Source organism: Kitasatospora sp. NPDC051984, assembly GCF_044593455.1.
GTDB lineage: Bacteria > Actinomycetota > Actinomycetes > Streptomycetales > Streptomycetaceae > Kitasatospora.
The window spans coordinates 113920-140120 of sequence record NZ_JBIUCB010000009.1; the positions used below are offsets into that span (position 1 = coordinate 113920).

The following is a 26201-nucleotide window of genomic DNA, read 5'->3' on the forward strand; positions in this document are numbered from 1 at the left end:
CGGCGTCAGTTCCAGATGCCGGTGATGTCGGAGGCGGAGGCGGCGTTGCCCGCGTGGGCGCTCAGGCCGGCCAGGTCCTCCAGGGTGCGCAGCACGTTGTAGTGGTTGTAGGTGGTGGCGCTGGTGGAGCCGGGGATGACGTGCTGGCCGTAGACCACGGTGGGGATGCGGTTGCCGGACAGGCTGTTGTCCTCGTCGAAGGTGACCACCAGCAGGCTGTTGTGGGTCTGCGCCCAGGTGGCGTACGAGCTGAGGTTGTTCTTGATCCAGGTGTCGCCGGTGGAGACCGAGCAGTCGTGCATGTCGCTGCACAGGTTCGGCACCACGAAGGAGACCTTCGGCAGCAGGGTGTAGTCGGTGGGGAACTGGGCGAAGGTGTAGGCGGTGTTGGTCGGCACGTTGGAGAAGCCGAACCACGGGTTGTGCTTCTGCGCGTACTTGCCGCTGGAGCAGACCGTGGAGCCCTGGCTGGGCAGGGTCTCGTTGTAGGAGCCCCAGCTCTTTCCGGCGGCGATCAGCTCGGAGGCCAGGTTGGGCGCGGTCATCGAGCCGACCTTGACGCAACTGTCATCGGTGCGGCCCTGGTTGGAGCCGGAGAACAGCATGTAGTAGTTCGGCTCGGACGGGTGGGTCAGGCCGTAGGACTGGGTGAGGTTGGCGCCGCCGGCCACCAGGGTGCCGTTCAGGTACGGGGCGCTGGAGCTGCCGATCACCTGGCTGTAGGCGTGGTTCTCCATCACCACCACGATGACGTGGTCGGGCGCGGGCAGCGCGGCGGCCTGCGCGGTGGAGCCGGTGGCGGCCCACAGGCCGAGCGAGGCGGCGGCCAGGGCGACGGTGCTTCCGATCGCGGTCAGGCGGCGCTTGGTGCGGCGGCTGAGCGGTGCGGCAGTCATGGCGAGGTCCCTCCGGGGCAAGGAACGTGCGGGACAGGGCTGTTGGAGCACGCTTGGTGGAACACGCGTTGGAGCCTGGAACCTGGAGCTCGGAGCTCGGAGCTCGGAGCTCGGAGCTCGGAGCTCGGAGCTCGGAGCTTGGAGCTCGGAGCTTGGAGCTTGGGGCGCCGGAAACGCTAGGGGTGAGCGGTGACCGGCACGCCTTTTGACAGGTTAAGAACAAGCGAACGCTTGGTCGGCCCACAAGCCCGCACGGGCGCTTTTCGGCCAGCGGAGAAGCGGCGCGGCTCACACCTGTCCCGATTGACCCGCCTCGGACCGACATGGTGGGATCTTTCCGGCCCGGAGCGCACGACCGGCGCGGTGAACAAGCAGGTGAACAAGCAGGTGAACGAGCAACGGGAGGGCCGGGCGTGACAGCCACTCCCCGTGTCGTGCTCGGGCTCGGGCTGCGCCGCGGCACCCCTGCCGCCGAACTGCTCCGCACCGCCGACGCTGCGCTCGCCGCCTGCGGCCTCGACCGCTCCGCCGTCGCCCTGGTCGCCACCCTGGAGAGCAAGCTCGCCGAGCCCGGACTGTGCGCCGCCGCAAGGGAGTTGGACGTCCCCTTGGTCGGCCACCCGGCCGCCGCGCTGGCCGCCGTCCCGGTGGTCGGCTCCGCCCGGGTGGCCGCCGCGGTCGGCACCCCGAGCGTCGCGGAGGCCGCCGCGCTGACCTCGGCCGGGCCCGGCGGCCGCCTGCTCGCGCCGCGCACCGCGACCGCGACCGCCACCGCGGCCCTCGCCGTACCCGCCCAGGAGGCCACCAGGTGAACACCGAGCCCGATCTGCGCCATCACGGCGACGCCGAAGTCCGCTCCGCCGGCCTGGTCGACCTCGCGGTGAACGTCCGCACCGGCACCCCGCCGCCCTGGCTGCGCGCGCACCTCGCCGCCACCCTCGACACCCTGGCCGCCTACCCGGACGGCACCGCGGCCCGCGCCGCCGTCGCCGCCCGGCACGGCCGCCCCGTCGCCGAGGTGCTGCTCACCTCCGGCGCGGCGGAGGCCTTCGTGCTGCTCGCCCGGGTGCTGCGGCCGCGCCACGCGGTGGTGGTGCACCCGCAGTTCACCGAACCGGAGGCGGCGCTGCGGGACGCCGGGCGCACCGTCCACCGCGTCCTCCTCACGCCGGAGCAGGGCTTCCGCCTGCTGCCCGGGGCCGTTCCCGAGGACGCCGACCTGGTGGTGGTCGGCAACCCCACCAACCCCACCTCCATCCTGCACCCGGCCGCCGACCTGGCCGAACTCGCCCGGCCCGGGCGGACCCTGGTGGTCGACGAGGCGTTCATGGACACCGACCCGGGCGAGACCCAGACCCTCGCCGGGGCCCGCGACCTGCCCGGCCGGGTGGTGGTGCTGCGCAGCCTCACCAAGACCTGGGGCCTGGCCGGCCTGCGGATCGGCTACCTGCTCGCCCCCGCCGAGCTGGTCACGGAACTCGCCGCCGCCCAGCCGCTGTGGCCGGTCTCCACGCCCGCGCTCGCCGCCGCCGAACTCTGCTCCGCCCCCGCCGCCCTCGCCGAGGCCGACGCCGCCGCCCGCGCCACCGCCCTGGACCGCGAACACCTGCTGAAGGGCCTCGCCGCACTCCCGGACGTCCGGGTGCACGGCGACCCCGCCGCCTCCTTCGTCCTCATCCAGCTCCCGGACGCCGCCGCCGTCCGCGACCGCCTGCGCACCGCCGGCTTCGCCGTCCGCCGCGGCGACACCTTCCCCGGCCTCGGCCCCGACTGGCTGCGCCTGGCCGTCCGCGACCGGGACACCACCGACCGCTTCCTCACCGCCCTGGCGGCCGCGATCTCCCGCTGACGGTCAGTGCACCTCCACCCGGTCGCCGACCTCCACGGTGCCCGGGGTGAGCACCTGCGCGTACACCCCCAGGCACGGCAACGGGCCCATGCCGGGCAGCGGTTCGACCCGGTTCAGCCGGGCCGGGCGACGCAGCGCCTCCGGGTCGGCGGGCAGCTCGCCGTGCGCGAGGGTCGGGACGGCGCAGCGCGGGCTGGCGGCGATCAGCCGCAGCCGCAGGTCCGGGCCGACGGTGAGCTCGCGGCCGACCCAGGCGTTCTCGTCGAACGGCTCCCCGTCCGTCTCCAGGACCAGATTGGGCCGGTAACGGACCGCCGGCGTGCCCGCCAGGCTGGCGGTGGTGATCAGGTGCAGCGGCGCGAAGTCGAAGAAGCTGCCGGGGGCGGCGGCCTTGCCGAAGTCCTGGACGGTGTACTCCACTTCGGCCTCGATGCCGTCCGCCAGCACCTGCTCGGGCACCGAGCGCAGCAGCACGGAGCCGGCCGGCCGCTCGGTGATCAGCCGGACGGGGCGGCCCAGCAGCGCGCTGATCCCGTCCTCGTCCAGCTCGCCGCCGTCGGGGCCGGTGATCCGTACCCCGTCGTCCTTGGTCTCGGCACTCATCGTCAGCAACTGCCGCCAGGCGCGCGGCTGTTTGGCGCTGGCGATCCGGCCGGTGGTGACGTCCAGCAGGGCGCGGCGGCGGTCGCCCTCGATGCCGCGTTCGTCGATCCGGGCCCGGACGATCTCCTCGCCGAGCATCGACTTCACGGGATGGCGGTACAGCGCGGCAACCTTCAACGGGTGATCTCCTCGGCCCAGTCGGTGAGTTGTACGAAGTCCTCGGGCCGCAGCCCGTACCGGTGATCGATCTTCAGGGTGAGGGCCGGCCCGGGATGATGGTCGGCGATCCACGCCGCGTCCTGCGGCTCGATCTCGTCGTCCACCCAGGCGAACGGCCGCCCCGCCGCCCAGGCCACCAACTGCCGGGTCTTCCAGTGCAAGCCGTCCGGATCGCCGTGGTGCATCGACTCCCAGTCGACGTACGGCAGTTGCGGCAGCCCGAGCAGCGGCGCCAGGTGCTCGTTCGCCTCCGCCCGCCACGTGGTCGCCCACACCAGGCGGTACGGCAGCGCCAACAGGGACGGGCCGTGGCCGGGATGCAACCACACCCGCAGCGGCTTCGGATTGCGCACGCCCATCTCGCGCTGCCGCTGCCGCCAGGCCTGCGACTCCACCCGGTGCGTCAGGTACCCCTCGGGCCGCCGGTACGGACTCCCGACGTACGGCGCGATCGGTCCGTCGACGTCCAGCATCAACAAGGGACGGTCCGTCATGCGTTCCTCCTCGGCGGCCGATGCCGGATTCTCCCCCACCCGCGCACCCTCCGGCCAGCGCTTTTGCCCTCGGGGCGGCGCGGCGCGGCGACCTTCAGCGGCCGAGCTCCCCGGCCCAGGCGGTGAGTCGGGCGAAGTGCTCGGGCCGCAGCCCGGACCGGTGGTCGATCTTCATCGTCAGTGCCTCGCCGGGGTGATTGGCGGCGATCCACTCGGTGTCCTGGGGTCCGATCTCGTCATCGATCCAGACGAAAGGCCGCTGGTCGGCCCAGCAGACCAGTTGCCGGGTCTTCCAGTGCAGGCCGTCGGGGTCCTTGTGGTGCATCGACTCCCAGCTCACGTAGGGCAGTTGCGGCAGGCCGAGGAGCGGCGCCAGGTGCTCGTCCGCCTCCGCCTGCCAGGCGGTGGCCCACACCAGGTCGTACGGCAGGGCGAGCAGGGACGGACCGTGGGCGGGGTTCAGCCAGACCCGCAAGGGCTTCGGGTCGGTCACGCCCTTGTCGAGCTGCCGCTGCCGCCAGGTCTGCGACGGCACCCGGTGCGTCCGGTAGCCCCAGGGGCGGAAGAAGCGGTCGAACGGGGCGATCGGCCCGTCGACGTCCAGCATCAGCAACGGACGGTCTGTCATGTGTTCCCCCTCGGTCGGCCCGTGCCGGATTCTCTCCCGCACCCGGGCCGTCCGACCACCGCTTTGGACCAAGCGGGCCGGGTCCCAGGGCACCCGCAGTCAGGAATGCTGCTCCGCCTGCCAGTTGCGGGCGGCGGCGATGCGGCGGGTGGCGCTGGGGTGGGTGGCGAGGAGGAGTTCCAGGGCGCGTGGTGGGTTGGGGTCGGAGACGTTGGCGACCGCGAGGCGGCGTTGCATGGCGATGAACTGCTCGGTGTCGCCGGTGAGTTCGAGGGCGTGCCGGTCGGCGCGGGTCTCGATCCGGCGGCTGACCGCGCACTGGGCGGGGAGGCTGAGCGCGCCGAGCAGGGCGGCGAGGGCCGCGAGCAGGGGCAGCGAACGCGGGTCCTGCGGGGTGGCGGCGCCCGCCGCGTCCAGCAGGGGCTGCCAGGCCAGCAGCGCGGCCAGCACCGGCACCACGACGGCCGCGCCGAGTGCACCGAGCACGGTGCCGGTGGCGACGTCGCGGTGCTTGACGTGGCCGAGTTCGTGCGCGGCGACGAGTTCGACCTCGCGTGCCTCGGCGGTCTCCAGCAGGGTGTCGTAGACCACGATCCGCCGGGTCGGGCCGAAGCCGGACACGTACGCGTTCAGCGCGGTGGTGCGGCGGGACGCGTCGGCGACCAGCACGTCGCGCACCGCGATGGCGTCGCGGCGGGCCAACTCCAACAGGGCGGTGCGCAGTTCGCCGTCCGGCATCGGGGAGAAACGGTTGAACAGCGGCTCGAACACCAGCGGGTGCAGGAACGACATCGCCACCGTCAGCAGCGCCGCGGCCAGCGCGCCCGGCACCCACCAGCCCGTCGGCGAGTGCCCGATCAGCGCGTACAGGCCGAGCGCAAGCGGCAGGAACAGCGCCAGCGTCACCGCCGTCCCGCGCGCCGCGTCCACCGCCCAGCCCTTCCAGCCCTGGGTGACGAGGCCGAAACCGGCGCGGGCGGTACGAACCTTGGCCGAGAACGGCAGCGTCACGGCCCGTCCGAGCAGCACCAGCGCGGCGCTCCCGCCGAGCACCTCGGCCGCCCAGCTGCCGCCGAACCAGCCGCCGACCGCCGTCACCAGCCCCGCCCCGGCCGCCGTGAACCCGAGCACGGCCGACAGCGCCAGCGAGGCGAGCTGCCCGCCGAGCGCCCACGGCAGCTGCGCCCGCCGCAACGCCCGGCCGCGAGCCACCTCCTGCGGGGTGAAGTCACCGGACGGAACGGGGGTCGGTGTGTCGGCCATGCCCCCAGCGTAGTGACCGGGCGCGCCGTCGGACCCCTGCGCCCGGCGCCGCCGGACGAGCGAGAGGCAGGCGGGCGCGAAATCGGGGGCGCCCGGCGCCTGCCACCCGCCGAGCGGCCCGGCCGACCGTCAGGCCGCCGACGCCGCCGCGAGCCACCCGAACACGGGCGTCAGCGGCGGCGGCACCGGCCAGCCGCACCGCCGTGCCAGTGCCCCGATCGTCACGAGCTCCTCGCCGTCCATGACCCCGACTCTGCGGTCTCCCCCCACAGGAGACTGAAGCCGAATATCCCTTCGGCCGGAGCGGGCGGTCCGGCCTACGATGGCCCGATGGTGGGCGAAGAGAGTCTGCGGACTGCACTGGACTTCCGTCGCGGGTTCGCCCGCCGGCAGGCCGACGAGGTAACCGAACTGCCGGACGGGTTCGCGGTGTTGAGCGAGCGATACCGGTACTCGCACGAGCACAACCAGCTGATCCTGGACGCCCCGCCGAGCGGGGTTGACGTGGCGGGCCTGGCCGAGGAGGTGCTCGGGCACCTGGAGCACCGGCGGATCGCGGTGTTCGACGACGCGTCCGCGCAGGCGCTGGCCCCGGGCCTGGTCGCGGCGGGGTACCGGCACGAGGTCGAGCTGGTGATGGTCCACCAGGGCCCGGTGCCCGCTCGCGGCGGCGCCGAACAGGTCGAACTGGCGGAGCTGGCGCCGATGCTGGAGCGCCAGTGGCGCTGCTGGCTGCCGTCGGCCCCGGACGATTCGATCGCGCAGCTGGTGTCGCGGCGCACGGCCCGCGAGGCCGGCGCGGAGCGAGTGCTGATCCTGGCCGCGCGGGACGAGGACGGCGAGTTCGGCTCCTGGGCGGACCTGTACCAGGACGCGGCGGGCACCGCGCAGGTCGAGGATCTGGCGACGGCGGAGCACCATCAGCGCCGCGGCCTCGCGGACCGGGTGCTGACCACCGCCCTGCACCTGGCCGCCGAGCAGGCCCCGGACGGCCTGCGCTTCCTGGTCGCGGACGCCGAGGACTGGCCGCAGGCGTGGTACGCCCGGCGCGGTTTCGTGACGGTGGGCCGCACCCACGGCTTCGTCAAGATGTAACCGAGAAACACGACGGCGCCCGCCGAACCCCCGAGCAAGGGTTCAGCGGGCGCCGTTGCGTGACGCGTGGCGGATCAGACCTGGCCGGCCTTCTCCAGGGCCTCGCAGCAGGTGTTGATCATCAGGCGGGTGACCACGTACGGGTCGACGTTCGCGTTCGGGCGACGGTCCTCGATGTAGCCCTTCTGCTCCACCTCGACCTGCCACGGGATGCGGACCGACGCGCCGCGGTCGGAGACGCCGTACGAGTAGACGTTCCACGGGGCGGTCTCGTGCTTGCCGGTCAGGCGGGACTGGATGTCGTCACCGTACTGGTTGACGTGCTCCAGCACCTTCTCCTGGGAGGCGCCGAGCGACTCGCAGGCGGTGATGATGGCGTCGTAGCCCTCGCGCATCGCCTTGGTGGAGAAGTTGGTGTGCGCACCCGCGCCGTTCCAGTCGCCACGGGCCGGCTTGGCGTCCAGGGTGGCGTCGATGCCGAACTCCTCGGCGGTGCGGTAGAGCAGGTAGCGGGCGATCCACATGTCGTCGGAGACGGTCAGCGCGTCGACCGGGCCGATCTGGAACTCCCACTGGCCGGGCATGACCTCGGCGTTGATGCCGCAGATCGCCAGGCCGGCGTCGATGCAGCGGTCGAGGTGCAGCTCGACGATCTCGCGGCCGAAGACCTCCTCGGCACCCACGCCGCAGTAGTAGCCGCCCTGCGGGGCCGGGTAACCGCCCTCGGGGAAGCCGAGCGGGCGGGAGCCCTTGAAGAAGGTGTACTCCTGCTCGATGCCGAAGATCGACTCCTGGGCGGCGTACTTCTCGGCGACCTCGCGCAGCAGGGCGCGGTTGTTGGACGCGTGGGCGGTGCCGTTGGTCTCCAGCACCTCGCACAGCACCAGGATGTTGTCGCCGCCGCGGATCGGGTCCGGGACGACGCGCACCGGGTCGAGCACGCGGTCCGAGGCGTGGCCCTCAGCCTGGTTGGTGGAGGAGCCGTCGAAGCCCCAGGTGGGGATCTTGTCCGCGTTGGGCAGGACCCGAGTCTTGGAGCGCAGCTTCGCAGTCGGCTTGGTGCCGTCGATCCAGATGTACTCGGCCTTGATTGCCATCGCGGTGAACCTCACTGCTCGGGTGGTGGGTGCCTGCGTAGCCTCGCAAGCCGCCGTTTCCCGGTTGTTCCTCCTATGTAACGCCCATGTGAACCAACGGACCGCAGCGGTGTGCTCACCCTCCGGGAGGCGCCGGAGCGTGAGCACACCGCCGGGGTTCAGCGCTGGCGGGCGTGCGCGGCGCGCTTGCGGCGGGTCATCCAGACCGCGGCCCCGCCGGCGACCAGCAGGGTGGCGCCGGCGGCGGCCATCGCGGTGGTGCCGGTCGAGCCGGTGTACGCCAGCTCCTCACCGGCCTCCTTCGGCGCCGTACGGTTCTGCGCGGTCCCGGCCGCGGAGCCGGACGGGCTCGGCGCGCCGGAGGTGGCGGCGGCGGGCGTGACGGCCGCCACCGGCTTCTCGCAGGACACCCCGGCGACCGTGACCTTGCCGTCCACCTTGGCGACGTTCAGGTTCAGCGGGTTGATCGACACCTGCACCTCCAGCGCGGAGGCGGCGGCGGTGCTGCTGGTGACGGTCTTCTTGGAGAACTCGACGTCCACCGAGCCGATCGCCGGAACGTCCACGTGGGTGGGCGAGTTGAGGCCCACCGTCACCGACTTCCCGAGCACCGTCAGCTTCACCGGGGCGGTCACCTTGGCGGTCGGCTGGCCGTCCACCGGGCAGGTCACCTCGGTGCTCATCGCGTCCAGCCCGAGCAGCGTGGTCAGCGGCAGGCCGGGGACGTGCACGTCCGCGCCGACCAGCTGCACCGAGGCGGTGGCCAGCTTGTCGTCCACCTTGGTCACGGACTTGCCGACCTGGGCCTTCACCAGGTTCACCGGCTTTCCGTTGTCCACGCCGTCGACCGTGGCGGTGAGCATCGCCCCGTCCCGCTGGGCCGGCGACTCCACCTTGTTCAGGGCCACCTCGACCGGCACCTTCACGGCATTCAACAGCGTGACGTTCAGGGCGAGTTCGGCCGTCACGGCACTCGCCTTCCCGGGCTTGGCCGGCGTACTGCCGTCGGCCGCGTAGGCCGGCAGCGGCAGTGCGAGCGCGAGCGCGGACACGGCCAGGGTGGACACGGCAACCGTGCGCAGAACAGACATGACAGGAACCCCCACACATGGTGAACGACAGAGCGCACCCGCGACCTCACCCGGCACACCGGCACGGGGAGGGGGCTCGCGCTCTCGACTGCCGCCAGTCTTCTCGAACCGTGCGTCACCCCAGCAACACGGAGCGTCAGTTCACTCCTTCGGGTGAGGTTGACGATCCGGACTGACCGTTTCCGGAGGGATTCCGGCACACATCGGAGCCTTCCCGGCGGGGCGGGTCACAGGGCAGAGTGGCCAACCATGACGGTAGGAATCATCATCTTGGCGGTACCGCTGGGCTGTTGGCTGCTCGCGGCACCGAAGGGGTGGGCCAGGCCGGTGATCGCGGCAGTGCTCGCGGCGGCGACGCTGACAGCGGCGGCCGGAATGCTGAACTGGCTTCCCCAGCAGGTGCGTTGGACGGGCCTGGTGGGCGCCGGGTGCGTCCTGGCCGTGGTGCCGCTGGTGGGTCTGGCCCTGGTATGGCCCGTGCACAAGGGCGAGAGCGGCGACCGCCGGGGGTTCGCGGCCGCGCTGATGGTGGGCTGCGCGCTGCTGGTGGGGGCGGCGAGCTGGCTGTTCGGCTCGTTCCTGCACGACAACGGGCGACCCGCCGAGATCCCGGCCGCCTCGGAGCTGGCCCCGCTGCCCGCCGGGCTCCTGATCACCTCCGAGCGCTCCGGCTGCGGCAGCGGATCCGCGGACTTCTGCGAGCACGACCTGGACGTGGGCGGCACCTCCGGCCAGAACGCCGGCCAGGTCCTCGACCAGGTCCGCGGCCACCTGACGGCCTCCGGCTGGCCGCTCGCCACCGACAGCCGCGGCGGCTGGTCGGCCTGCCGGACCCACGGCTCGCTGCTCGACGCCTACCAGGTGTGCGTCTTCGTGGCCGGCACCGACACCGGCGCCGCCGTCACCCTCGGCACCACCTCCAAGTGGTGACCCGCCACCCCTCAACCGCCCCAGCGCCGCAGCCGCAGCAGGCCGAGCGCCGGCGCGGGACGGGTGGCGGAGACGTGGTTGGCGATGCCCGCCTTGACGGCGATCAGGCCCACGCGGTGGATGACCACGTCGTGGATCTCCCGGGCGATCCGCAGCCGCTCCTCGCGCCTGGCCCGCTCCCCGGCCTGCTCGATGGTCCGGCGCACGCCCTCCCGGCGTTCCCGCACGGCGAGGCCCGCCGCCCAGGTGGCGCCGAGCACCAGCACGCCGAAGAGCACCTGCACGGCCTGCGTCCCGCCCGGGTAGTGCGGGCTGCCGCCGACGGCCAGCAGGGCCACGCCCGCCACGCTCGTCCCGCCGATCACCGCCGCGCTCCGCCCGAACGGCGGCGGACCGGTCAGCAGCGCGACCGGGTACGCGGCGAAGGCGGCGGCCAGGAACGCGGTCGGCGCCAGGCCCAGCGGCACCGAGGCCACGGCCACCGCGAGCACCGTGAGGAACACCGGCCACGGCCAGATCCGTCGGACCACCAACGGAACCGCCGCGGCAGCCGCCCACAGCATCCACCCGGGCACACCGTCCCCGACCTGCCCCCGCAACGGGGACAACGCCGGCAGCAACGCCAACCCCAGCGCGACGGCGGCGTCGATCGCGATCAACTTCCGTACCACGTAAGCCTTTCGGAATGCGGACACCATGCCGCCGACACTAACTCGCTGCCGGCGTCAGAGCTGCGACATGCCGGGCTCGGCGACCCCCGCCTCGTAGGCGATGATCACCAGCTGGGCGCGGTCCCCGGCGCTCAACTTGGCCAGCAGGCTGCCGATATGGGATTTCACCTCCGGCCGCAGTTCGCGCGCGAGCCGGACGGCGTCCGCCCCGTCGGCGGCCTCCGCCACCGTCGTCATGCCGGGCGTGGAGTCCACCAGCAGCCGGAAACTGCCGCGCAGCAGCGCCTGGTCGTCCGCGATCAGCACCCGAATCGTGTCGGCCATGGCCCACTCTATGCGCCACCCGCCGCCACCCGGCCGGGAGTTCGGACTGCGGGCGGCAACGCCGGACACTTCGCCGCCGCGCTACGTAGTCACGGGTGGGGAGACGTGATCAAGTGCTTGTTCACTCCAGATGATCTTGCCGGTTTCGGTGTAACGGGTGCCCCACCGGTCGGCGAGTTGGGCGACGAGGAAGAGTCCGCGTCCGCCCTCGTCGGTGGTGGCGGCATAGCGCAGGTGGGGTGCGGTGCTGGTTCCGTCGGAGACCTCGCAGACCAGGGCGGCGTCGCGGATCAGGCGCACGTGGATGGGTGGGGCGCCGTAGCGGACGGCGTTGGTGACCAGTTCGCTGAGGATGAGCTCGGTGGCGAAGGCTTCTTCCTCGATGCCCCAGGCGTCGAGTTGCTCGTTGACCGCCGCGCGCACGTGGGCGACTGCGGCGGGGTCCTGGGGGACGTCCCATTCGGCGATGCTGCCGGGGCTGAGGGTGCGGGTGCGGGCGACCAGGAGGGTGACGTCGTCGTTCCGGTGGGTGGGCGGCAGGCGGCGCAGGATGGCGGTGCAGGTCTCCTCCGGGGTGCGGTGCGGGTGGGCGGCGGTCTCGCGCAGCAGCTGGAGGCCGCTGTCGATGTCCTGCTCGCGGCTCTCGATGAGTCCGTCGGTGTAGAGGACCAGGAGGCTGCCCGGCGGCAGGTCGATCCGGGCGGTCTCGTAAGGCAGAGCGGTCAGGCCGAGAGGGTGCCCCTGGGGGATGTCCGGGTAGTAGGCGCTGCCGTCGGGGTGGACGACGACGGGCGGCGGATGGCCGGCGGTGGCCAGCGTGCAGTGACCGGCGGTGGGGTCGTAGATGGCGTACAGGCAGGTGGCGCCGGTGATGGTGTCCTCCGCGTCGGCGGTTTCCCGGTCGATGCGTTGGACGAGTTCGTCGAGGTGGCCGAGGAGTTCGTCCGGGGGGATGTCGAGAGCGGAGAAGTTGTGCACGGCGGTGCGCAGGCGGCCCATCGTCGCGGCGGCGTGGATCCCGTGTCCGACGACGTCACCGACGACGAGGGCGGCCCGGGTGCCGGGCAAGGGAATCACGTCGTACCAGTCGCCGCCGGCCCCTTCCTGGGCGGGCAGGTAGCGGTGGGCGACCTCCAGGGCGGCTTGCGGCAGCAATTCGCCGGGCAGCAGGCGGCGTTGGAGGGTGGCGGCGAGCGTGTGCTCGCGGGTGTACCGGCGGGCGTTGTCGATGCACAGGGCGGCGTGCGCGGTGAGATCCTCGGCGACGGAGCGGTCGTCCTCCTCGAAGGGTGCCGTGGTGTCGGCGCGCCAGAACTCGGCCACCCCGAGCATGATGCCGCGGGCCAGCAGCGGGGCCGCGATCATCGAGTGCACGCCGTGGTCCAGCAGGGCGCGGGCGGCGGGCGGGTCCACTTCCTGCCACGCGGCGTCGTCGGCGAGACGGGGTGCGAGCCTGGCGCGTCCGGTGCCCAGGCTCCGGCCCTGGGGAGTGGCCCAGCCGAAGGCGATGGTGCGGCCGATCGGGAAGAAGGGGGCGTCGTCACGGATGCCGCCGATCGCCACGCGGACCACCTCACGGCAGTCCCGCTCGGTGGGCTCTTCGCCCGATACGACTCCGGGGGCCAGGTCGACGGTGACGAAGTCGGCGAACCGGGGCACGACTGCCTCGGTGAGCTCCTCGGCGGTGCGGGTCACGTCCAGGGTCGTCCCGATGGCAGTGCTGGCGTCGTGCACCAGGCGCAGGCGACCGCGGGCCTGCTCCGCCCGTCCCGACAGGCTGCGCAGTTCGGTGGTGTCACGCAGGGTGGCCACGCTGCCGGGCGGGCCGTCAACCTGGCCGGTCGGCCGGATGTTCACCGCCAGCAGCCGCTCTCCGGCTGCCACCACCTCGTCGCTGACCGTGGTGCCACCGGCCAGCAGGTCCGCCGTCGGCGACTCCAGACCCAGCTCCGGCACCAAGCGGCCCTCGCAGTCGGGCGGCAGATCCAGCAGGCGCCGCGCTTCGTCGTTGGCGAGCACCACCCGGCCCTCACCGTCGACGATCACGACACCCTCGCGTACCGCGTGCAGCACCGCGTCGTGGTGCTCGTACATCCGGGTCATCTCGGCCGGCCCCAGGCCCCGGGTCTGCCGGTTGAGCCTCCGGCTGATCAAGGCCGTCCCCAGCACCGACACCGCCAGCGCACCGACAGCCCCGATGGTGAGGACGCGCACGCGCATGCCGACGACACCGTTGATGTCGCTGATGTGAGTGCTCGCGGCCACCCATCCGACGAACCGGCCGTTGTCGTAGACCGGGACCCGGGCGACCATCTGCTTCCCACCGGCGCTGGTGTGCACGATTGCGAAGTTCGGATGGTCGCGGGACAGGGTGGGCACGATGTTGGGCTCCACCATCGTGCCGACCCGGTACGGGTAGCGGTCGGTCACGCGGACGTACTGCGCGTTGATGACCTGGATGCCCGTGTCGCCCAAGGCTTGCGACGCTGCCAGGGCCTTGGGCTCGAGGATCGCCGACGGGTTGCTGGTGGCCAGTGCGGGCACCACCCCGGCCGAGTTGGCGAAGGTCTGCGCGACGGCCATCGCCCGGCTCCGGGCCCTTTCGTTGATGTCGTCGTGTGCCTGGACCAGCAGCTCCGCCAGGGCGGTCACGACCAGCAGCAGCACCACCACCAGCTGCATCACGAACACCCGGCCCGCGAGGCTGCGCGGGACGAGGAACGCCGCGCGCCGTCGCCGGCCGGAACCGCCCCGATCAGCCGCAGAGCCTGACGACCGCGGTTCTGCAGCCGCCTCTCTGCCACGCGACAGGGCGGCTCGCCAGGTACCGAACCGCGCCATACCCCACACCTACACCCGTGGTGAGGACCGAGCCAGCCGGAAGCTGCCGCGCAGCAGCGCCTGGTCGTCCGCGATCGGCACCCGAATCGTGTGGGCCATGGCCCCACCCCATGCGCCACCCGCCGCCACCCGGCCGGGAGTTCGGACTGCGGACGACAACGCTGAACACTTCGCCGCCACGGTACGTACTCACGGGTGGGGAGACATGAAGCCGTCCGGCTTCACGTGAGCGTTTCCACCGAAGGAGGAGAAATGCTGCGCATCGTGGCGACAGGGCTCCTCACCGGTCTGCTCTGCCTCGGCGGCGCGGCCACCGCGATGGCCGCCGCCAACCCGAGCGGGACCGGACCCCCGAACCAGTCCTGCCAGAGCTTCGAGACCCCCGGCACCGGCGCCGGGGCCCCCGGACACTCCGGCACCTCACCCGGCTCGGTCTTCAACGAGCCCGGCTTCGGCAGCACCAACGGCGGCACCGGCGGAGCGGCCTACAACAACGCGGGCGCCCCGTCCCAGTACGACGTCGCCTGCTTCCAGGTCGCCCAGCACTGACCCCACCGGCCCGGGCCCCGAACCCGGGCCACCCATGTGCCCCCGGACAGTTACGGCAGGCGCCAGTCCACGGGCTGCCCGCCCTGGCGGACCAGCAGGTCGTTGGCGCGGCTGAACGGCCGGGAGCCGAAGAAGCCGCTGGACGCGGAGTACGGGCTGGGGTGCGACGACTCGATGCTCGGCACCTGCCCGAGCCACGGGCGCAGTTCGCGGGCGTCGCGGCCCCAGAGGATGGCCACCAGCGGGCCACCGCGGTTGGCGAGCGCCTTGATGGCCTGCTCGGTGACGGCCTCCCAGCCCTTGCCGCGGTGTCCGTTGGTCTTGCGGGTCTGGGTGGTCAGCGCCCGGTTGAGCAGCAGGACGCCCTGGTTCGCCCACGGCGTCAGGTCACCGTTGGACGGCGGCGGGAAGCCGAGGTCGTTGCCGTACTCCTGGTAGATGTTGACCAGGCTCGCCGGTATCGGACGCACCTCGGGGGCGACCGAGAAGCTCAGCCCGACGGCGTGACCCGGCGTCGGGTACGGATCCTGACCGACGATCAGCACCCGGACATCCGCGAACGGCTGCTGGAACGCCCGCAGCACCTGCGGCCCCGGCGGCAAGTAGGTACGCCCGGCGGCGAGTTCGCCGCGCAGGAAGTCCCCCATCGCGGCGACCTGCGGGGCGACCGGCGCGAGGGCCTGGGCCCAGCCGGGTTCAACGATTTCGTGCAAGGGTCGAGCAGCCATGACGAAAGCCTATCGGCCGCACTGACAACGCCAGTTCACGAGGTCGACGGCCGCACCCAGCGCGGGGCACGCCCGTCGGGCGTCCGCGGACTCGCAAAGTGGAACGGCACCCGCAGCGCCCGCGCCACCGCGACGCCGATCATCTCCGCCGCCACCGCGATGTGCGGCCGCCCGTCGTCGCTCTCCTCCGAGCCGAGGTGCCGAGTCGCCGTGCTCGCGTACACCGGCTCCAGCGGGTGGTCCCGCGTCGTACCGATCGCGAACAGCCAAACGAACCAGCCGTGCGCCAAGTCACCGGCCCAGACCGCCTCGACCGCAAGCACCCGCTCCTCGACCTCCCCGGCCTTCCGGATCAGCACCCGGGGATCCACCGGCCCGTCCGGGACCGGCGGCCGCAGCAGCGCGTGGCGGGCGACAGCGATCCCCAACCCCTGCGGAATGCTCAAGCCGTGGGCCGTCTGCAGCAGCACCACGATCCCGTACGTCTTATCCTTCCGCGCCAGGTCGTCCACCTGCTCACGCGCCTCGGCGGGCAGCGCCTCCCACAGCGCGAGAACCTCCTCGTCCGTCATCACGGCGTCGCCCGCGGCCGCACCCAGCGCGGGGCGCTGTCGTCCGGCCGGTCGGGGCTGGCGAAGTGGAACGGGACGCCGAGCTGCGCCGCGACGCCGCGCCCGATCCGTTCGGCGGCGACCGCGATGTGTGGGCGGCCGTCGATCCGGTCGTCGGAGCCGAGGTAGCGGGCGGCGTTGCTCCAGTACACGGTCACCAGCCGGTGGTCGCGGCTCCCGCCGACCGCGACCAGGTCGACGAACCAGTTCTGGATGGTGTCCCCGTCCCAAACCGCCTCGACCGCCAGCACCCGCTCGCCGACCTCCCCGGCCCGCCGCACCACCGCCGCCGGATCGAGGGGAACGTTCGCGGGGTTCGCGACCCGGTCACCGTAGTGCTCGCAGCGCGCTCCGACGATCGCCTGGGCCTGGTGCAGCCCGATCCCATGGCTGACCCGCCCCGCGTCCAGCAGGATCTTCATCGCCCAGACCAGCCGGAACTGCAGCACCTTGTCGTCCACCTGCGCGCGGACGTCGGCGGGCAGCGTCTCGAACCACGCGAGCGCCTGCTCGTCCGTCATCCGCTCCACGTCACACCACCGCGCCGTTGAGCACGATGTGCCGCGGCGCCCCCAGCACCCGCAGGTCCGCGCGCGGGTCCGCGTCGTAGATCACCAGGTCGGCGGGGGCGCCCTCGGTGAGGCCGGGGCGGCCGAGCCACTCGCGGGCGGACCAGGTGGCGGCGGCGAGGGCCTCGGTGGGGGTGAGGCCGGCCTTGGTCAGCTCCAGTGCTTCCTCGCCGACCAGGCCGTGGGCGAGCGAGCCGCCCGCGTCGGTGCCGACGTAGATCGGGATGCCGGCGTCGTGGGCCGCGCCCACCGTCGCGTAGCGGTTCTCGTGCAGGCGCCGCATGTGCGCGGACCACTGCGGGAACTTGGTCTCGCCGCCGTCCGCGAGGCCCGGGAAGGTGGCGATGTTGACCAGGGTGGGGACGATCGCCACGCCGCGTTCGACGAAGGCGGGGATCAACTCCTCGGTGAGGCCGGTGGCGTGCTCGATGCAGTCGATGCCTGCGGCCAGCAGGTCGGGCAGCGATTCGGTGGCGAAGCAGTGCGCGGTGACCCGGGCGCCCTCGGCGTGCGCGGCGGCGATCGCCTCGGTGAGCGCGTCGCCGGGCCAGCAGGCGGCGAGGTCGCCGACGCCGCGGTCGATCCAGTCGCCGACCAGCTTGACCCAGCCGTCGCCGCGCCGGGCCTCGGCGGTGACGTACGCGGCGAGGTCGCCGGGTTCGATCTCGTGCGCGTAGTTGCGGATGTAGCGGCGGGTGCGGGCGATGTGCCGCCCGGCCCGGATGATCTTCGGCAGGTCGGCGCGGTCGTCTATCCACCGGGTGTCGGCGGCGGAGCCGGCGTCGCGGATCAGCAGGGTGCCGGCGTCCCGGTCGGTGAGGGCCTGCTTCTCGCTGGTGGCCCGGTCGACGGCGCCGTGCGCGTCCAGTCCGACGTGGCAGTGGGCGTCGACCAGGCCGGGCAGCGCCCAGCCGGTGAGGGTGGCGGCGGGTTCGGCGGCGGGCCGCGCGAAGGTCACCCGGCCGTCCACCGCCCAGAGTTCGTCCCGGACGTCCTCCGGCCCGACCAGCACCCGGCCCTTGATGTGCAGCACCCCACCGTCTGTCATGCCTGGCACTGTACTCGGCAGCCGTGCGGGCGCACGGGGCGATCTGCGGCACACTGTTCGACGGCGACCCCCTCGTCGCCCCGGCGAAACCCCGTTGCCCGAAAGGCCTCCCCGCATGCTGCTCGACCTTCCCCCGATGACCGCCGACCGGTTCGCCGCGATCGAGGACAAGGTGGCGGCGCTGCTGCACACCGAGGCCGACGTGATCGTCACCCAGGGCGAGGCGCTGCTGCCGTTGGAGGCGGCGATCAAGGGCGCGGCGCACCCGGGTTCGACCGCGCTGAACGTGATCACCGGCCCCTACGGCCAGACCTTCGGCGGCTGGCTGCGCGACGCGGGCGCCAAGGTCGTCGACCTGGCCGCGCCGTTCGACGCCGCCGTCACCGCCGAGCAGGTCGCGGACGCGCTGCGCGCCAACCCGGAGATCGACTTCGTCTCGCTGGTGCACGCCGAGGCCGCCACCGGCAACACCAATCCGGTCGCCGAGATCGCCGCCGTGGTGCGCGAGCACGGCGCGCTGCTGATGCTGGACGCGGTGGCCTCGGTGGCCGCCGAGCCGCTGCTGACCGACGCCTGGGGCATCGACCTGTGCGTGATCGGCGGCCAGAAGGCGATGGGCGGCCCGGCCGGCGTCTCGGCCGTCTCGGTCAGCGAGCGGGCCTGGCAGCGGATCGAGGCCAACCCGGCCGCGCCGCGCCGCTCCTACCTCTCGCTGCTCGACTGGAAGGCCCGCTGGACCGACGCCGGCCGCACCCAACTGCCGCACGCCCCCGCCCAGTTGGAGATGCTCGCACTCGAGGAGTGCCTGGACGCGATCACCGCCGAGACCCTCGACGCAGTCATCGCCCGCCACCGCGCCGCAGCCGCCGCCACCCGCGCGGGCGCCACCGCCCTCGGCACCCTCACCCCCTACGTCCGCGCCGCCGAGCACGCCGCCCCGGTCGCCACCACCCTGCGCACCGCCGACGGCCTCGACGCCACCGAACTCGCCGCCGAACTCCGCCGCCACGCCCCCCAGTTGCCCGTCCAGGCCGGCGGCGGCGCCCTCGCCACCACCATGCTCCGCCTCAACCACTACGGCCCGGCCGCCACCGCCGAAACGGTCATCGCCACCCTGGAAGCCCTCGCCCAGGCCACCGACGTCTCGGCCGCGGCAGCGGTGGCGGCAGCCACCGAGGCCTGGGAGCAGGCGATCTGACGCTGCGCCACAGCCTGCGGCGGCGGTCCGGGACGACGAGGGAGCACGGATGTACATCACCAGAGTCCAGCTCAGGAACGTGAAGGGCTTCACCGGGAAGCGCGCCGTGGACCTGCCGCTGGCGGGCGGCAGCGGCTGGACCGTCCTGGCCGGACGCAACGGCTCGGGCAAGTCCACCGTGCTCCAAGCGATCGCCCTGGCCGTGAGCGGCCCGAGCGTCGCCCAGGCCCTGGTGCCGGACTTCACTGGGTGGGTGACCACCGGGGCCAGGCAGGGGGCGGTGGACATCGAGGTGACCCACAAATCGCCGCTGGACAGCTTCGCGGGAGCAGGCAAGACCCCGCAGGGACCCATCTCGCTGGGACTGCGCTGGACACGTCCGCCCGCCGATGCCGATCACCCCGCCCGCCCCGCCCTGAGCGCCTTCCCCAGCACGACGAAGAGCGGCTCCCGGGGGCCCTGGGCGGAGAACTCGTTCGGCTGGTTCTGCGCCGGCTACGGCCCGTTCCGGCGACTCACCGGTGGGTCCAGCGAGGCCCAGCGCCTGATGATCAATCAGGGGCCTCGAGGTCGCCTGGCCACGCTGTTCCACGAGGACGCCTCGCTGGCCGAAGGCGTGGCCTGGCTCATCGACCTGCGGCTGCGGGCGTACGAGGAGGAGGACCGGCCGGGCGGAGCGGCGGCACTGCTCGCAAAGGTGCTCGGCCTGCTCCAGGACGGGCTGCTGCCGGACCAGTACCAGATCCAGCGGGTGACGGCCGACGGGCTGTGGGTCCGCGAGCACGGCCGGAACGGACGGGGCTTCCCGCTGCGGGAGATGAGCGACGGCTATCGAACGGTGGTGGCGCTGGTGCTCGACATCGTGCGCCAACTCCACAGCACCTACGGCACCCTGCTCTCCCAGCCGATCCCCGGCGGAGGCATCGCGGTCCACCTGCCCGGCGTGGTGCTGATCGACGAAGTGGACGCGCACCTCCACGTCACCTGGCAGCGCAAGATCGGCGACTGGCTGCGGCAGCACTTCCCGGCGATCCAGTTCATCGTCACCAGCCACAGCCCCTACATCTGCCAGGCCGCCGACCCGGGCAGCCTGATCCGCCTCCCGGGCGTCGACGAGCAGCAGCCCGCAGCGGTCGTCGATGACGACCTGTACCACAGGGTCGTCTACGGCAGCGGCGACGACGCCGTGCTCTCGGAGCTGTTCGGCCTGGAGACGCCCTACTCGAACCGCGCCGAACGACAACGCCGGCGGCTGGTCGCGCTGGAGCGCAAGGTGTACGCCGAAACGGCCTCCGCCGAGGAGATCGCCGAGTACCAGGAACTCGGCGAGCGGCTCACGAGCTCACTGAGCAGCAGGGTGGCCGAGGTGTCCGCCAGGCTGGAGCCGGACCGGTGATCCCGCTCCCCCGCACACCCCTGCCGGCCGACTCCGCGCAGTTGCTGACCAAGTGGACCGGACGCGTGGCGGCGGCCGGCGGCGACTCGAAAACGGCCCGCGACCACTGGAAGCGGGCCGCGGCACCCAAGCAGCACATTCACCGAACCCTGGAACCGATGGCCCGCGGCAACCTCCGGTGCATGTACTGCGACGACAGCCGGGGCACCGGCATCGACCACTTCCAACCGATCGACAGCGCCCCGCTGCGGGCGTTCGACTGGCCGAACCACCTCTTCGCCTGCTCCTTCTGCAACAGCAACGCCAAGCGGGACGCGTACCCGGTCGACACAGACGGCACCTGCCTGTTGATCGACCCGACCGCCGAGGACCCCGCCGACCACCTGGTGCTGTTCCTGAGGAGCGGCGAGTACGAACCGGTCGTCGGGTCCAGGAAAGGCCGGCGCACGATCGAGGTGTTCGGCCTCAACCGGGGCGACCTGGTCAAGGGCCGCCTGGACGCCTTCCACCGTGCCTGCTCCAACATCCGCGACTGGTTCACCCTGGTCCAGGACGGCGACCCGCACGCGGACGATGTGGCGCGGGCCCTGCTGGACTCCCCGTTCGTCGACGTCGTCCACGCGATGACCGGGCTGAAGCCGACGCTCGCACCGACCGTCGTCGGGCAGCGGACGGTGGCCGCGCTCGACGCCTGGCGGCTGGCACACAGTCTCTGACTCGGTGTTCGAGTCAGGGCGCCGCCGGGAGCTCGTCGCAGATCGCGTCCAGGGCCTCCTCGTCCACCGCGCGCACTGCCAGCCACGCCCCCTCCTGAATCATCAGCAGGGCGTCCGGGCGCGCGAAGAACCGGGTGTCCACGCCGGGTGCGTGCACGCGCGGCAGCTCCGTCCAGCCAGTCAGGTCGTTCGGGTCGGCCTCGGCGCCGTCCACGAACGCGCTGTCGTCGAACAGCGGCTCGGCCAGCAGGATGCCCAGGCACTCGGCGGAGAAGCCGGCCGTCCACGGGGTGAGCTCCACCTGCACGGACGGTGCGACGTCCGGCCAGGCGACGGTCGGCGGGTCGTCCTGGCCGAGGGCGGCGAGCGGGATACCCCAGTAGGCGCAGGACTGGTTCTCCACGCGATAGACCAGGCAGTCCTGGTCGAGGTAGAGCCTGTCCGGTGGCAGCAGGGTGTCCTGGTTGCTGGTCAGGTCGGGCCGGTTGCCGATCAGCCGGTACGCCTCGCGCAGCGCGGCGGGCAGGCGCAGCCCCAACCGGGCCTCTGCGGCGTCGAGTTCGGCATCGGTGCAGCCGCTGTCCGGGATCAGCGGGGCACCCCAGAAGGCGGCCAGGTCGGCGATCAGCCGCCACGCGGCGGCGCGGTCGGCGAGGGCGGCGGGCAGGTCACGGGCAAGGTCCAGCGTCATGCCTCGCACGCTAGCGGCCCCCACGGACAGGGTTCGGCTTCCGGTGGCCGACCGTTCACCGCCTGGGCAACCGGTGTACGCAAGCGCGGACTTGGCTGAGCAGCCCCGCGAAGTTGTCTGTACAACCGGAGGCTGCTCCCATGTCCGTCCCCAACCCCTACTGGCTGCGCGACAACTGTCCGTGCACCGAGTGCCGCAACCCGCGCAGCGGGCAGAAGAGGTTCCAGATCGGCGACCTGCCGGACGGCCTGACCGCCACCGAGGCGCACCGGGACGAAACGGGGCTGCACGTGCTCTGGTCCGACGGCCACCGCTCGCACTACCCGACCGGCTGGGACGCGCCCGAGGAGGCGGCCGGCGACCACCGCACCGAGCACGGCAAGCGCCTGTGGGAGGCCGCCGACTTCGCCCGCGGCCTGCCCGAGGCCGACTGGTCGAGCTACCTGTCCGACCCGGAGGAGAGGATCGCCGTCCTCTCCGCCGTCCGCCGCTCCGGCTTCGCGGTGCTCCGCGGCGTCCCGGCGGAGGAGCGTCAAGTCCTCGCCGTGGCAGGGACGTTCGGGTATGTGCGGGACACCAACTACGGCGAGCTGTTCGACGTCCGGGTGGAGCCCGACGCGGTGAACTTCGCGTTCACCGACGCCGCCATCGCCCCTCACACCGACAACCCGTACCGCGACCCCGTCCCCACCCTCCAGCTGCTGCACTGCCTGCGCAACGAGGCCGCCGGCGGCGACTCGGGCCTGGTGGACGGCTTCCGCGCCGCCGCGCTGCTGCGCGAGGAGGACCCGGAGGCGTTCGCGCTGCTCGCCCGCACCCCGGTGCCGTTCCGCTACCGGGACCGCACCGCCGACCTGGCCGCCGAGCTGCCGATGATCGGGCTCGACCCGCGCGGCGCGATCCGCGAGATCCGCTTCAACAACCGCTCCATCGACACCCTGCGGACGCTCGACGGCGCGGAACTCGACGCCTTCTACGCCGCGTACCGGCGCTTCGCGGCGATCACCCTCCGCCCGGAACTCCGGCTCGAGTTCCGGCTCGGCCCGGGCGACTGCCTGATCTTCGACAACACCCGTCTGCTGCACGCCCGCACCGCCTTCGAACAGGCCGGCGGCCGCCACCTCCAGGGCTGCTACGCCGACCTCGACTCGCTCTCCTCGACCCTCTCCGTGCTGCGCCGCAACGTCGCCGCGCTCGACGAACTGGAGGCCCTGTTCGCGGGCGAGGGCGCCGGTGAGTACCTCGGCGAGGCCGTCACCATGGCCGAACACATGCTCCAGGCGGGCCAGTTGGCCCGGACGGCCGGCGCCCCGCCCGCGCTGGTGGCCGCCGCACTGCTCCACGACATCGGCCACTTCCACGGCAGCGGCCTGAAGCTGATGGCCGGCACCGACAACCGCCACGGCGACACCGCCGCCGACTGGCTCTCCCGGTACTTCCCCACCGCCGTCACCGAGCCCGTCCGCCTGCACGTCCCCGCCAAGCGCTACCTCTGCACCGCCGAACCCGACTACTTCGCCAAGCTCTCCCCCGCCTCCGTCCACACCCTCGGCCTCCAGGGCGGCCCGATGACCCCCACCGAGGCCGAGGAGTTCGCCGCCGGCCCGTTCGCCGCCGACGCCGTGACCGTCCGCCGCTGGGACGAGGCCGCGAAGGACCCTGCGGTCGGCACCCCGGCGTTCGCCGAATTCCGGCCGCTGCTCCTGGAGTTGATGAGCTGACACGCCGGTGTCAACCCTGACCATCGTCAGGGGTGCCGGTTGACTTTCGGGCCGGGCCACACGGGTGCGCCGACTCGTACCGTCCGGACCATGACGTACACGCACAGGAAATCCGGGACGGGGTCCAGGCCCGTCCTCGCCGCGGCCGTGCTCAGCGCGGGGGCCGCGGCGGTGGCGCTGCTGGCACCGGAACAAGGCGGCGGAACGGAACCGGCGCGGTGGTCGGCCGACGGTTACCGCCGGGTGGCGGAGGCCGTCGGCGATGCCCCGCACACCGTGGCCGCGCTGCTGGAGCCGGCCACCGAGGCCGGGCTGCTGGTGCTGGGGCTGCTGCTGACGTACTGCTGGTGGACGGCCCGGGCCCGCCGGGCCGCCGGGGTGGTCGCGGGGGTGGCGCTGGTCGGGCTCGGCACGGTGCTGGCCTACGGGACGAGCGAGGTCCTGAAGGTGCTCCTCGACGAGGAGCGGCCCTGCCGGGCACTGACCGGGCTGCCCGGCACGGCGGTCGGCGACTGCCCGCCGCCCGGCGACTGGTCGTTCCCCAGCAACCACGCCACCCTGGCGGTCGCGCTGGCGACGGGGCTGGTGCTACTGCGCCCGCGCTGGGCGCTGCTGGCCGTCCCCGTCGGCGGGGCCACGGCCGCGCTGCGGGTGGCGGCGGGGGTGCACTACCCGCACGACGTGCTCGCCGGCGCCGCGCTCGGCGAAACGGTCACGGCGGCCGTGGTCCTCGCCCTGCGGCCGGCGGCCACCCGCGCCGTGTCGGCCCTGACCGGGGTGCCGGTGCTCGGGTGGCTGCTGTCCGCCCCGCCCGCCTCAGTCCCGCGGACCGCCCGCGCAGTTCGCACCGAGGGTCAGCCCGGCCTCGTGCGCGAGGACGGCGGCCGCCGCCCGGTTGGCCACCCCCAACCGCGCCAGGATGGAGCTCACATGGGCCTTCACGGTGCCTTCGACCACGCCCAGCCGGCGGGCGATCCGGCCGTTGGACAGTCCGGCCGCGATCAGCGTCAGCACGTCCCGTTCCCGGGCGGTCAGGGCGGCTACCTGTTCCCGGGCCCCGGCACGCCGGTCGGCGGGGCCACCGGCCCCGGTGGCGGCCAGGTGGGCGACCACCCGGGCGGCCACCTTGGGTGAGAGGTAGGCCGCCCCGGCGGCCACCGCGTGCACCCCGGCGAGCAGTTCCTCGGGCTCGCCGGACTTGATCAGGAAGCCGTTCGCGCCCCCGCTGAGCGCGCGCAGGATGTAGTCGTCCTCGCCGAAGGTGGTCAGCATCAGCACCCCGGTGGCCAGGCCGCTGCGACGGATCTCGGCGGCGGCCGCGATGCCGTCCGTCCCCGGCATCCGGATGTCCAGCACGGCGACGTCCGGCCGGTGACGCCGGACCAGCTCGACGGCCTCCCGGCCGTCCCCGGCCTCGGCGACGATCTCGATGCCCGGGTCGGTGGTGAGCACGGCGCGCAGCCCCGCGCGGATCATCGGCTCGTCGTCGGCGAGCAGCACCCGGATCGGTGCGGGTGTCATCAGCAACTCCTGTCGGTCGTTCGGCACGTATTCAGCACGTATGGGGGATGGTCAGGAGACGAGCACGTCGCGCGAGACCAGCCGGGAGTCCTGGAAGCACAGCCGGTACGCGTCGTCCGCCCGGTCCACGAACAGCTGCGCGGTGATGGCGTAGTGCACGCACGAAACGCCCTCCCCCGACGGCGGCGCGGGCGTCGACGGCCCGCTCGGCACCTGGTACGGCAGCCGGTGGCCGGGCAGCACCCGCTCGACCGAGGCCTGGTCCTGCCCCACCTGGAGGGTGGCGTACACCTCCGGGTCCAGCACCGACAGGCTGACCACGTACAGCGTCCACACCCGCAGCGCCACGGTCAGCAGCACGGCCGTCACCAGCGGGACGAGCACCACGGCAGCCAGCGTCCGGCCGACCCTGCGCCGGGCCCGCCGCAGTTCACGCACCGGCGACGGCGGGGCGGCGGGCCCCGGCGGAACGGGCCCGGCGGGACGGCGCGGCAGCTCGGCCACCACCTCGAACCCGCCGTCCGTTCCCGGACCGTGCGCGAAGCTCCCACCCGCGAGCCGGACCCGCTCCGCCAGCCCGACCAGGCCACGCCCACCGCCCGCCGCCCGCACTCCCGGGGCGACGGGCGCCGGGCCGTTGGCCACCCTGACCCGGGCACCCTCGGACGCGTACGCCACCTCCACGGTGACGCCCGCCCCCGGGGCGTGCTTGGCCGCGTTGGTCAGCGCCTCCTGCACCACCCGGTACGCGGCGTGCTCGGTGGCGCGCGGAAACCCGTCCGGCTCACCGGTGATCTCCGAACGGACGGCCAGGCCGGCCGCGGCCGCCTCCGCCACCAGGTGCGGAATGTCCGCGTCGGCCGGCCCGCGACCCGCGTCGCCCTCGTCCCGCAGGATCCCGATCACCTCGCCCAGCCGATCGACGGCAGCGGCCGCACCCGCCCGGATCTCCTGGGCCGCCTCCCGATGGGGCTCAGCAAGGTCGGGGGCGAGCTTCAACACCCCGGCGCGCAGAGCGATCAGGCTGAGATCGTGCCCGAGAGCGTCGTGCATGTCCTGCGCGATCCGGGCCCGCTCCCGCAACCGCGCCTGCTCGGCAACCAACTGCTGCTCCCGCTCCAGCCGCTCCGCCCGCTCCCACCCGGCCCGCACCAACTCCTGCGACTGCCGCCAGAACCGGCCCAGCAACCACGGCCCCATCCCCGTGCACACGGCGAGCACGACGAACCGCAGCCCCAACAGGATCCAGGCCGGCACCGCCCCGACCACCAGCACCCCGCCCGCCACCAGCACGGCGAACACCACCACCGCCGACCGCACCCGCTCCGTCCGCAGCCCCGCCAGGAACGAGAACCCGACCGCCGGCAACACCCACCACAGGCTCGTGACACCCAGCCCGACACACCCCGCCGCCACCACCGGCAGCGCCGCCCCACTCATCCGCATGCCCAC

At 73.1% G+C, this 26201-nt stretch carries 26 protein-coding genes and 2 pseudogenes; 10 read left to right on the plus strand and 18 right to left on the minus strand.

Annotation, left to right across the window (positions count from 1 at the left end):
* Nucleotides 1-5: 5 nt before the first annotated feature.
* Nucleotides 6-896, minus strand: a complete 891-nt coding sequence (locus ACIHEI_RS19695; protein WP_396607514.1) for an alkaline phosphatase family protein — start codon at nt 894-896, stop codon at nt 6-8.
* A gap of 413 nt (nt 897-1309) precedes the next feature.
* Between ACIHEI_RS19695 and ACIHEI_RS19700 the strand changes: the two genes are divergently transcribed.
* Both ACIHEI_RS19700 and cobC read left to right on the plus strand, forming a co-directional pair.
* A complete protein-coding gene (locus ACIHEI_RS19700; protein ID WP_396607515.1) occupies nt 1310-1708 on the plus strand; it encodes a cobalamin biosynthesis protein in 399 nt (132 codons plus the stop codon).
* Entirely contained in the window at nt 1705-2745 is a 1041-nt protein-coding gene (gene cobC, locus ACIHEI_RS19705; protein ID WP_396607516.1) for an Rv2231c family pyridoxal phosphate-dependent protein CobC, read from the plus strand. The genes ACIHEI_RS19700 and cobC overlap by 4 nt, the downstream gene beginning before the upstream one ends.
* 3 nt (nt 2746-2748) lie before the next feature.
* Here the strand turns inward: cobC and ACIHEI_RS19710 are convergent, their stop codons facing one another.
* From ACIHEI_RS19710 to ACIHEI_RS19725, 4 genes are all read right to left on the minus strand, one after another.
* Nucleotides 2749-3525, minus strand: a complete 777-nt coding sequence (locus ACIHEI_RS19710) for an MOSC domain-containing protein (protein ID WP_392951905.1) — start codon at nt 3523-3525, stop codon at nt 2749-2751.
* Nucleotides 3522-4061, minus strand: a complete 540-nt coding sequence (locus ACIHEI_RS19715; protein ID WP_392951902.1) for a hypothetical protein — start codon at nt 4059-4061, stop codon at nt 3522-3524. The genes ACIHEI_RS19710 and ACIHEI_RS19715 overlap by 4 nt, the downstream gene beginning before the upstream one ends.
* A 94-nt stretch (nt 4062-4155) precedes the next feature.
* Entirely contained in the window at nt 4156-4689 is a 534-nt protein-coding gene (locus ACIHEI_RS19720; protein WP_396607517.1) for a hypothetical protein, read from the minus strand.
* 99 nt (nt 4690-4788) lie between these two features.
* Nucleotides 4789-5952: a M48 family metallopeptidase gene (locus tag ACIHEI_RS19725; protein ID WP_396607518.1), complete on the minus strand. Its 1164-nt coding sequence runs from the start codon at nt 5950-5952 to the stop codon at nt 4789-4791.
* 330 nt (nt 5953-6282) lie between these two features.
* Here ACIHEI_RS19725 and ACIHEI_RS19730 point away from each other — a divergent pair, with 330 nt between their 5' ends.
* Nucleotides 6283-7047, plus strand: a complete 765-nt coding sequence (locus ACIHEI_RS19730) for a GNAT family N-acetyltransferase (protein WP_396607519.1) — start codon at nt 6283-6285, stop codon at nt 7045-7047.
* Between the two features lie 74 nt (nt 7048-7121).
* Here ACIHEI_RS19730 and glnII read toward each other — a convergent pair whose 3' ends face one another.
* Together glnII and ACIHEI_RS19740 are read right to left on the minus strand one after the other, a co-directional pair.
* Nucleotides 7122-8144: a glutamine synthetase GlnII gene (gene glnII, locus ACIHEI_RS19735; RefSeq protein ID WP_387646263.1), complete on the minus strand. Its 1023-nt coding sequence runs from the start codon at nt 8142-8144 to the stop codon at nt 7122-7124.
* A 158-nt stretch (nt 8145-8302) separates the two neighbouring features.
* Nucleotides 8303-9235: an SCO1860 family LAETG-anchored protein gene (locus ACIHEI_RS19740; protein WP_396607520.1), complete on the minus strand. Its 933-nt coding sequence runs from the start codon at nt 9233-9235 to the stop codon at nt 8303-8305.
* Nucleotides 9236-9484: 249 nt separating this feature from the next.
* On the opposite strand from ACIHEI_RS19740, the gene ACIHEI_RS19745 reads away from it, so the two are divergent.
* The gene (locus ACIHEI_RS19745) at nt 9485-10165 is read left to right on the plus strand and encodes a hypothetical protein (RefSeq protein WP_396607521.1); all 681 of its coding nucleotides are present in this window, start codon (nt 9485-9487) and stop codon (nt 10163-10165) included.
* A gap of 11 nt (nt 10166-10176) precedes the next feature.
* Here ACIHEI_RS19745 and ACIHEI_RS19750 read toward each other — a convergent pair whose 3' ends face one another.
* The 3 genes and pseudogenes from ACIHEI_RS19750 to ACIHEI_RS19760 all read right to left on the minus strand — a co-directional run bounded on the left by ACIHEI_RS19750 (nt 10177) and on the right by ACIHEI_RS19760 (nt 13842).
* Entirely contained in the window at nt 10177-10863 is a 687-nt protein-coding gene (locus tag ACIHEI_RS19750) for a histidine kinase dimerization/phosphoacceptor domain-containing protein (protein WP_396607522.1), read from the minus strand.
* A 138-nt stretch (nt 10864-11001) separates the two neighbouring features.
* Nucleotides 11002-11160: pseudogene (locus ACIHEI_RS19755) on the minus strand (response regulator transcription factor); the annotation flags it as partial.
* A gap of 81 nt (nt 11161-11241) precedes the next feature.
* Nucleotides 11242-13842: a SpoIIE family protein phosphatase gene (locus tag ACIHEI_RS19760; RefSeq protein WP_396607614.1), complete on the minus strand. Its 2601-nt coding sequence runs from the start codon at nt 13840-13842 to the stop codon at nt 11242-11244.
* A gap of 411 nt (nt 13843-14253) precedes the next feature.
* On the opposite strand from ACIHEI_RS19760, the gene ACIHEI_RS19765 reads away from it, so the two are divergent.
* The gene (locus tag ACIHEI_RS19765) at nt 14254-14550 is read left to right on the plus strand and encodes a hypothetical protein (protein WP_380485970.1); all 297 of its coding nucleotides are present in this window, start codon (nt 14254-14256) and stop codon (nt 14548-14550) included.
* A gap of 50 nt (nt 14551-14600) precedes the next feature.
* Here the strand turns inward: ACIHEI_RS19765 and ACIHEI_RS19770 are convergent, their stop codons facing one another.
* The 4 genes from ACIHEI_RS19770 to ACIHEI_RS19785 are packed head-to-tail and all read right to left on the minus strand — an operon-like array spanning nt 14601 to nt 17506.
* Nucleotides 14601-15278 (minus strand): uracil-DNA glycosylase, encoded by a 678-nt coding sequence (locus ACIHEI_RS19770; RefSeq protein WP_387646283.1) that lies wholly within the window; start codon nt 15276-15278, stop codon nt 14601-14603.
* A gap of 35 nt (nt 15279-15313) precedes the next feature.
* Nucleotides 15314-15850 carry a hypothetical protein gene (locus ACIHEI_RS19775; RefSeq protein WP_396607523.1) on the minus strand — a complete coding sequence of 179 codons (537 nt, stop codon included), beginning with the start codon at nt 15848-15850 and terminating at the stop codon, nt 15314-15316.
* A complete protein-coding gene (locus tag ACIHEI_RS19780) occupies nt 15850-16410 on the minus strand; it encodes a hypothetical protein (RefSeq protein ID WP_396607524.1) in 561 nt (186 codons plus the stop codon). The genes ACIHEI_RS19775 and ACIHEI_RS19780 overlap by 1 nt, the downstream gene beginning before the upstream one ends.
* 10 nt (nt 16411-16420) lie before the next feature.
* Entirely contained in the window at nt 16421-17506 is a 1086-nt protein-coding gene (locus ACIHEI_RS19785) for an amidohydrolase family protein (RefSeq protein ID WP_396607525.1), read from the minus strand.
* Nucleotides 17507-17621: 115 nt separating this feature from the next.
* On the opposite strand from ACIHEI_RS19785, the gene ACIHEI_RS19790 reads away from it, so the two are divergent.
* The 3 genes from ACIHEI_RS19790 to ACIHEI_RS19800 are packed head-to-tail and all read left to right on the plus strand — an operon-like array spanning nt 17622 to nt 20816.
* Nucleotides 17622-18704 (plus strand): pyridoxal-phosphate-dependent aminotransferase family protein, encoded by a 1083-nt coding sequence (locus ACIHEI_RS19790; RefSeq protein WP_396607526.1) that lies wholly within the window; start codon nt 17622-17624, stop codon nt 18702-18704.
* Between the two features lie 49 nt (nt 18705-18753).
* Nucleotides 18754-20100: an AAA family ATPase gene (locus tag ACIHEI_RS19795; protein WP_396607527.1), complete on the plus strand. Its 1347-nt coding sequence runs from the start codon at nt 18754-18756 to the stop codon at nt 20098-20100.
* Nucleotides 20097-20816 (plus strand): hypothetical protein, encoded by a 720-nt coding sequence (locus ACIHEI_RS19800; protein ID WP_396607528.1) that lies wholly within the window; start codon nt 20097-20099, stop codon nt 20814-20816. Before ACIHEI_RS19795 ends, ACIHEI_RS19800 begins: the two co-directional genes overlap by 4 nt.
* Before the next feature lie 13 nt (nt 20817-20829).
* On the opposite strand, the gene ACIHEI_RS19805 is transcribed toward ACIHEI_RS19800, so the two are convergent.
* The gene (locus ACIHEI_RS19805; protein WP_396607529.1) at nt 20830-21507 is read right to left on the minus strand and encodes an SMI1/KNR4 family protein; all 678 of its coding nucleotides are present in this window, start codon (nt 21505-21507) and stop codon (nt 20830-20832) included.
* A 140-nt stretch (nt 21508-21647) separates the two neighbouring features.
* On the opposite strand from ACIHEI_RS19805, the gene ACIHEI_RS19810 reads away from it, so the two are divergent.
* The gene (locus ACIHEI_RS19810) at nt 21648-23228 is read left to right on the plus strand and encodes a TauD/TfdA family dioxygenase (protein WP_396607530.1); all 1581 of its coding nucleotides are present in this window, start codon (nt 21648-21650) and stop codon (nt 23226-23228) included.
* A 233-nt stretch (nt 23229-23461) separates the two neighbouring features.
* Here ACIHEI_RS19810 and ACIHEI_RS19815 read toward each other — a convergent pair whose 3' ends face one another.
* Nucleotides 23462-23641, minus strand: coding sequence for a hypothetical protein (locus ACIHEI_RS19815; RefSeq protein ID WP_396607618.1), 180 nt, complete (start codon nt 23639-23641; stop codon nt 23462-23464).
* Between the two features lie 34 nt (nt 23642-23675).
* Between ACIHEI_RS19815 and ACIHEI_RS19820 the strand changes: the two are divergent.
* Nucleotides 23676-23903 (plus strand): annotated as a pseudogene (locus tag ACIHEI_RS19820) (phosphatase PAP2 family protein); the annotation flags it as partial.
* 141 nt (nt 23904-24044) lie between these two features.
* Here ACIHEI_RS19820 and ACIHEI_RS19825 read toward each other — a convergent pair.
* Nucleotides 24045-24749, minus strand: a complete 705-nt coding sequence (locus tag ACIHEI_RS19825; RefSeq protein ID WP_396607531.1) for a response regulator — start codon at nt 24747-24749, stop codon at nt 24045-24047.
* 51 nt (nt 24750-24800) lie between these two features.
* Entirely contained in the window at nt 24801-26195 is a 1395-nt protein-coding gene (locus ACIHEI_RS19830; protein ID WP_396607532.1) for a sensor histidine kinase, read from the minus strand.
* Nucleotides 26196-26201 lie beyond the last annotated feature (6 nt).